The organism is Streptomyces sp. URMC 124, assembly GCF_051386455.1.
GTDB lineage: Bacteria > Actinomycetota > Actinomycetes > Streptomycetales > Streptomycetaceae > Streptomyces.
Genome location: NZ_JBPQTS010000246.1, coordinates 1 through 6,610 on the forward strand (window position 1 = coordinate 1; position 6,610 = coordinate 6,610).

At 75.1% G+C, this 6,610-nt stretch carries 6 protein-coding genes; 3 read left to right on the plus strand and 3 right to left on the minus strand.

Going from position 1 to position 6,610, the window contains the following annotated elements:
* Together ACSNOG_RS31305 and ACSNOG_RS31310 are read right to left on the minus strand one after the other, a co-directional pair.
* Positions 1-490, minus strand: a 490-nt coding sequence (locus ACSNOG_RS31305) for an FAD-dependent oxidoreductase (protein WP_436756087.1), incomplete at its 3' end; no start/stop codon positions are given.
* A gap of 70 nt (positions 491-560) precedes the next feature.
* On the minus strand, positions 561-1,754 hold the full coding sequence (locus ACSNOG_RS31310; RefSeq protein WP_436756088.1) for a thiolase family protein: 1,194 nt from the start codon (positions 1,752-1,754) through the stop codon (positions 561-563).
* A 187-nt stretch (positions 1,755-1,941) separates the two neighbouring features.
* On the opposite strand from ACSNOG_RS31310, the gene hemG reads away from it, so the two are divergent.
* Both hemG and hemQ read left to right on the plus strand, forming a co-directional pair.
* The gene (gene hemG / locus ACSNOG_RS31315; protein WP_436756089.1) at positions 1,942-3,408 is read left to right on the plus strand and encodes a protoporphyrinogen oxidase; all 1,467 of its coding nucleotides are present in this window, start codon (positions 1,942-1,944) and stop codon (positions 3,406-3,408) included.
* Positions 3,409-3,413: 5 nt separating this feature from the next.
* Positions 3,414-4,127 carry a hydrogen peroxide-dependent heme synthase gene (gene hemQ / locus ACSNOG_RS31320; RefSeq protein WP_436756090.1) on the plus strand — a complete coding sequence of 238 codons (714 nt, stop codon included), beginning with the start codon at positions 3,414-3,416 and terminating at the stop codon, positions 4,125-4,127.
* An 80-nt stretch (positions 4,128-4,207) separates the two neighbouring features.
* On the opposite strand, the gene ACSNOG_RS31325 is transcribed toward hemQ, so the two are convergent.
* On the minus strand, positions 4,208-5,815 hold the full coding sequence (locus ACSNOG_RS31325; protein ID WP_436756091.1) for an alpha/beta hydrolase: 1,608 nt from the start codon (positions 5,813-5,815) through the stop codon (positions 4,208-4,210).
* A 167-nt stretch (positions 5,816-5,982) separates the two neighbouring features.
* On the opposite strand from ACSNOG_RS31325, the gene ACSNOG_RS31330 reads away from it, so the two are divergent.
* Positions 5,983-6,610, plus strand: a 628-nt coding sequence (locus tag ACSNOG_RS31330; RefSeq protein ID WP_436756092.1) for a nuclease-related domain-containing protein, incomplete at its 3' end; no start/stop codon positions are given.

Consider the following 6,610-nt stretch of genomic DNA (forward strand, 5'->3'; position numbering starts at 1 on the left):
GTTCAGCGGGGCGCCGGCATAGTTCTCGGCCAGTTCCGCCGCGCCCGCCCTCCGGCCCGTCCGTGACGAAGCGGACCAGCGGCTGCTCCCCGTCCGTCTTCTCCACGGCCACCACCCGTGCGCCGAAGAGCAGCGGCGGTCCGTCCTCCAGCTGAAGGGCGATCAGGTCCTTGACGACCTCGGTCTGCGGATAGAGCGTGACGGTCCGGCCGCCGGTCAGGGAGGGCAGGTCCACCCGGTGCGCCTCGCCTTCGAAGCGCAGCTCGAAGCCGCGGTGGACCAGGCCCTCGCGGTCCAGCCGCCCGGCGGCGCCGCACTCCCGCAGGACGTCCACCGAGCCCTGTTCCAGCTGCCCGGCGCGCTGGCGCCGCTCGACGTAGGCCCGGTCGCGGGCCTCCAGGACGACGCAGTCCACGCCCGCCCGGTGCAGCAGCCGGGCGAGCAGCAGGCCGGCCGGGCCGGCTCCGATGATGGCGACGGTGGTACGCATGGGCGGGCAACCTCCCCGGAGAGCGAGCGCCGTGCGGCCCCGGCCTGCGCGCCCCTGCGGGCCGGCGGCCTCAGCGTTCGAGGACCAGCGCCTGCCCCTGTCCGACGCCGATGCACAGCGCGGCCAGCCCCGTGCCCGAGCCCGCCGCGGCGAGCTGATGGGCCACGGCCCCTGCGAGGCGCGCGCCGGAGCATCCGAGCGGGTGGCCGATGGCGATCGCGCCGCCGCGGGGGTTGACGATCCCGGGGTCGAGGTCCGGCCACTCCGCGAAGCATCCCAGGACCTGGGCCGCGTAGGCCTCGTTGAGCTCGAAATGTGTCACGTCCGCCAGTGCGCGCCCGGCCCTGGAGAGCACGCGCCGCACGGCCTCCACCGGGCCGAGCCCGTAGAGGTCCGGCTCCAGCGCGGTGACCGCCGAGGCCCGTACGCGCGCGAGCGGCTCGCGGCCCGTGCGCCGCAGGCCCTCCTCGTCGCACAGCAGGACCGCCGCCGCGCCGTCGTTGAGGGGCGAGGCGTTGCCGGCCGTGACCGTGCCCCCGTCCTTGCGGAAGGCGGGCTTGAGGCGGGCGAGGGCCTCCATGGAGGTGGTGTCGCGGATGGTCTCGTCGCGCGGGAGGTCCACGCCCGGCAGCGGGACGACCTCGGCGGCGTACGCGCCCTCCGCCCACGCCCGCGCCGCCTTGCGGTGGCTGGCGAGTGCGTAGGCGTCCTGCTGCTCGCGGGTGATGCCGTACTTGTCGGCGATCAGCTCGGCGCCCTCGCCCAGCGACGTCGTCCACCGCTCGGGCATGGCCGGGTTGGTCATCCGCCAGCCCAGCGTCGTCGAATACAGCTGCTGGTGGGCCGCGGGGAAGGCCCGCTCCGGCTTCGGCATGACGTAGGGCGCGCGCGTCATGGACTCGACGCCGCCCGCCACCACCACCGAGGCGTCGCCGAGCGCGATCGCGCGGTAGGCGTGGACGACGGCCTCCAGGCCCGAGGCGCACAGCCGGTTGACCGTCAGGCCCGGCACCGTGACCGGCAGGCCGGACAGCAGCACGGCCATCCGGGCCACGTTGCGGTTCTCCTCGCCCGCGCCGTTGGCGTTGCCGAAGACGACGTCGTCGATCAGGGCCGGGTCGAGGCCGGGGCTGCGGCCGACGACGGAGCGCACCACGTGCGCCGCCAGGTCGTCGGGCCGGACGGAGGCGAGCGCGCCGCCGTACTTGCCGACCGGGGTGCGCACGGCGTCCACGACGTACACGTCCCGGATGCGGTCGTTCATGGCTGCTCCTCCCGCGGCGCCCCACCACCGGGGTCCGCCCTGTGAACTGTTGTTCATGGTCGGCCGCCACCGAGTCTTCGGGCTGCGCCCGGCCGCTGTCAATGGGTAACCGCCCGACCGTTCGGACGGGAGCCTTTTCCGTGGCCCGGCCGCCGGTGCGCGCGAGGGCGTTTGAGAGAGTGACCCCATGAGCGCAGCGGACATTTCGGCAGGCGGTTCCCGGCGGCACGCGGCCGTCATCGGCGGCGGGATCTCGGGGCTGGCGGCGGCCCTCCGGCTGGCGCGGGCGGGCGTCCGCGTCACGCTGCTGGAGAGCGAGGGCCGCGTCGGCGGCAAGCTGCGCTCGGGCGAGATCGCGGGCATGCCCGTGGACCTCGGCGCCGAGTCGGTGCTGGCCCGGCGCCCCGAGGCCGTGGAGCTCGCCCGCGCCGCCGGCCTCGGCGACCTGCTGCAGCCCCCCGCCGCCACCGCGATGCTGTGGAACCGCGGCGAGCTGCGCCCCCTGCCCACCGGGCACACCATGGGCGTCCCCGGCGACCTCGCCCCGCTCGCCGCCGCCGGCATCCTCTCCGCCGACGGGCTCGCCCGCGTCGCCCGGGACGCCGAACTGCCGCACACCGACCCCGGCGAGGACGTCGCGATCGGCGCGTACATCGCCGAACGCATGGGCCGCGAGGTCGTCGACCGGCTGGTCGAGCCGCTCCTCGGCGGCGTCTACGCGGGCGACGCGTACCGCATCTCCATGCGGGCCGCCGTCCCGCCGCTCTTCGAGGCCGCCCGCACCCACCGCTCGCTCGGCGAGGCCGTGCGGGAGCTGCAGGCGCGCGCCGCCGCCGCTCAGCAGGCCGGGCCGGCCGGGCCGGTCTTCATGGGCATCGAGGGCGGCATCGGCCGGCTGCCGCTCGCCGTCGCGGACGCGGTGCGCGCCGCGGGCGGCGAGATCCGCACCCACGCGCCGGTGACGGAGATCGCGCGCACCGGAGACGGCGGCTGGCTGGTCGAGCTGGAGGACGAGACGCTGGCGGCCGACGCCGTCGTCGTCGCCACGCCCGCGCACGACGCGGCCCGGATCCTCGCCCGCGCCTGCCGCGCCGCCGGGGCCGGGGCGGCCGTCGACGCCCTCGCCGGCGTCGAGTACGCCTCCATGGCGCTGGTCACCATGGCCTTCCGCCGCTCCGAGGTGGCGGGGCTGCTCAACGGAAGCGGCTTCCTCGTCCCGCCCGTCGACGGGCGCAAGATCAAGGCGTCGACCTTCTCCAGCAACAAGTGGCGCTGGAACGCCGACGCCGACCCGGACCTCTTCGTCCTGCGCACCTCCATCGGGCGGTACGGCGACGAGGGCGACCTCACGCGCCCGGACGCCGAGCTGGTCGCCATGTCGCTGGGGGACCTCGGCGACGCCGTGGGCCTCGCCGCCACCCCCGTCGAGACCCGCGTCACCCGCTGGGACGGCGGGCTGCCGCAGTACCCCGTGGGCCACGTCGCGCGCGTGGCGCGCATCCGTGAGGACGTCGCCCGCCTGTCCGGCCTGGAGGTCTGCGGCGCGGTCTACGACGGCGTGGGCATCCCGGCCTGCATCGCCGGCGCCCACCGCGCCGCCGACGGGCTTCTCGCGACCCTGGCCGAGGGCGCGCGGGACGACAGGGGAGAATAGGGGCCATGACTGACGCGCAGAAGATCCCGAACGCCGGCAAGAAGGCCAAGGACCTCAACGAGGTCATCCGCTACACCCTCTGGTCGGTGTTCAAGCTCCGCGACGTCCTGCCGCAGGACCGCGCCGGCTGGGCCGACGAGGTCGAGGAGCTGTTCGCCCAGCTCGCCGAGAAGGACGTCACCGTGCGCGGCACGTACGACCTCTCGGGCCTGCGCGCCGACGCCGACGTCATGATCTGGTGGCACTCCGAGACCTCGGACGCCCTCCAGGACGCCTACAACCTCTTCCGCCGCACCCGCCTCGGCCGTGCGCTGGAGCCGGTGTGGTCGAACATGGCGCTCCACCGCCCCGCCGAGTTCAACAAGTCGCACATCCCGGCGTTCCTCGCCGACGAGACGCCGCGCGACTACGTCAGCGTCTACCCCTTCGTGCGCTCCTACGACTGGTACCTGCTGCCCGACGAGGACCGCCGCCGCATGCTCGCCGACCACGGCAAGATGGCCCGCGGCTTCCCGGACGTGCGCGCCAACACCGTCGCGTCCTTCTCGCTGGGCGACTACGAGTGGATCCTCGCCTTCGAGGCGAACGACCTCTACCGCATCGTCGACCTGATGCGGCACCTCCGCGCGTCCGAGGCGCGGATGCACGTGCGCGAGGAGGTGCCGTTCTACACCGGTCGCCGCAAGGAGGTCGCGGAGCTGGTGGCGGGGCTCGCGTAGCACCGGCTCCGGTGGCGGGGCCGGTGGCGGGCTCGCCCAGAGGTTGCGGCAAGCCCGCCCTGGGCCCGTGGCGGGCTCGCCTAGAGCGGCGCCTGCGGGCCCCGCTTGAGGCCCTTGCCCGTCACGGCCTTGGGTTCCGCGCGCGGAGCGCACTGCGCGCCCCGCGCCGGGACCGTGCCCGTCAGCAGATACGTGTCCAGGTGGCGGTTGACGCACCGGTTGGGGCCGCCCCCGATGCCGTGCGTGCCCGCACCCCGCTCGGTCACCAGCGCCGAGCCCGCCAGCCGCCGCTGCAGATTCAGCGCCCCGCGGTAGGGCGTGGCCGCGTCCCGCTCCGACGCCAGCAGCAGCGTGGGCGGCAGCGCGCCGTGCGCCGCCCGGACGTCGACCGGCCGCTGCGAGTACGTCTTCCAGAACGCGCACGGCAGGTTCATCCACGCGTTCTGCCAGGTCTCGAAGGGGGCCCGTTCCGCGAGGCGCGTGTTGTCGCGGTCCCACACGCGCCAGGAGCGCGGCCAGCGCGCGTCGTTGCACTCCACGGCCGTGTAGACGGCGTTGGCGTTCTCGCTCGCGACGGCGCCGGAGGCGTCCGGCTCCGCGAGGACGCGCAGCGGCTTGGCGTCCCCCCGCAGGTACGCCGCCAGGGCGCCCGCGCTGCGCGCCCAGAAGGTGTCGGTGTAGCCGACCTGGAGGAGCGCGGCCTGCAGCTCCCCGGGGCCCACCTTGCCCGCGGGCCGTCCGGCGAGGCGTTTACTCGCGCGGTCGTAGGAGGCCAGCACCTGACCCGCGGTGCGCCCGAGGTGGTAGACCTTGTCGTGCCGGGCGACCCAGTGCCGCCAGTCGGACCAGCGGCGTTCGAAGGCCGCGGACTGGTCGAGGTTGCTGCCGTACCAGATCTTCCCGGGATCGGGGTCGACCACGCTGTCGAAGACCATGCGGCGCACGTGCCCGGGGAAGAGCGTGGCGTAGAGCGCGCCGAAGTACGTGCCGTAGGACGCGCCCATGTACGTCAGCCGCCGCTCGCCGAGGGCGGCGCGCAGCACGTCCAGGTCGCGGGCGTTGTTGAGGCTTGTGAAGTACGGCAGGTCGGCGCCGGCCTTGCGGGCGCAGCCCTGTGCGTAGGCCTTGGCCTCGGCGATCTTCTTGCGCTTGAAGGCGGGGGAGGGGTGCTGCGGGGCCTCGGTCGGCGCCTTCACGAAGCTCGCGGGGGTCACGCAGGACAGGGGGGCGGAGCGGCCGACGCCGCGGGGCGCGTAGCCGACGAAGTCGTAGGCCTTCGCCAGGTTCTTCCACTGCGGGACGGCGGCGAGCAGCGGGAAGAACATGCCGGAGCCGCCCGGCCCGCCGGGGTTGTAGACGAGCGCGCCCTGCCGTTCGGAGGCCTGGCCCGTGGCGCGGCCGCGGCTGACGGTGAGGGAGATGTGCTTGCCGTGGGGGTGGGCGTAGTCCAGCGGGACGGACACGGTGCCGCACTCGAAGGGGGCGGGCAGGCCCTCGGCCGCGGGGCACGCCCCGAAGCGGATGCCCGCTGCGGCGGCCTGCCGGGCGGCGTCGGCCACGCCGAGGGCTTCGGCGTAACCGCCCGGTGTGTGCGTCAGGGCTCCGCGGTCGAGGGCATCGGCCGGGGCGCTGACGAGTGTGGTGAGGACCAGGGATCCGAGGGCCCCGTACAACGCGACTGCTCTCACTGACCATCCCTTCCCGGCGCTAATACGACAAAAGGGATAATTGGTCCGGTGGTGGGTGAAGTAAAGCACCGGCGGGCGGTGTCGCGGGGCCTCTGCCCGTTCAACGGCCGGACGGCCGGGTTGGTTCCCCCGTATCTGCGGCAATATGGCGGGTGGGGGTGGTGTGCGTGCGGGAGCGGCCGGACGGCAAGCGGAGTGCGAACGGTAAGACGTACGACCCCGAGCGGCTGTTCCTGCCGCCCGACGACGACCTCGCCCCCAACCGCCCCGGCGAGACGCTCCGCGCCCGGCTCGAGGGCTCCGCGGCGGCGGGCGCCTCCGGGCGCGCCCGCCTCGCGCTCGCCCGGCTGCTGGGCCGGCGGCCCGTCGAGGACGCCTGGCGCCGGGCGCTGGCCGCCGAGCAGTGCGTCGGCGCGGCGCTCGAAGGACTCGCCGGGGGCGGCTGGGACGTGGTGCACTCCATCGTCCTGCCGGGGGACGCGCTCATCTCCCACCTGCTGATCGGGCCCGGCGGGGTCTACGGCATCTCCACCAAGCCCGGGCGGCGGGCCCGCATCCGGGCCGGCGAGACCCAGGTGCGCACGAGCCGGGAGCGGCGGCAGTATCCGTACGTGCGCGAGGTGCGGCACGACGCCGCGCGCGCCTCCCTCGTCCTCTCCCGCGGCTGCGGCTTCCTCGTCCCGGTCCAGCCGGTGCTGGTGTTCGCCGGCGCGCGGAGCGTGGAGGTCGCGCCGGAGCTCGAGGACGTCCGGGTGCTGGGGGAGGCGGACGTGCCGGGGCTGGGGACCTGTCTCT

What these genes read in the sequence shown, in the direction of transcription:
- hemG (WP_436756089.1), top strand. Translation starts at nt 1,942, where the DNA reads ATGAGCGCAGCGGACATTTCGGCAGGCGGTTCCCGGCGGCACGCGGCC.
- ACSNOG_RS31310 (WP_436756088.1), bottom strand. Translation starts at nt 1,754, where the DNA reads ATGAACGACCGCATCCGGGACGTGTACGTCGTGGACGCCGTGCGCACC.
- hemQ (WP_436756090.1), top strand. Translation starts at nt 3,414, where the DNA reads ATGACTGACGCGCAGAAGATCCCGAACGCCGGCAAGAAGGCCAAGGAC.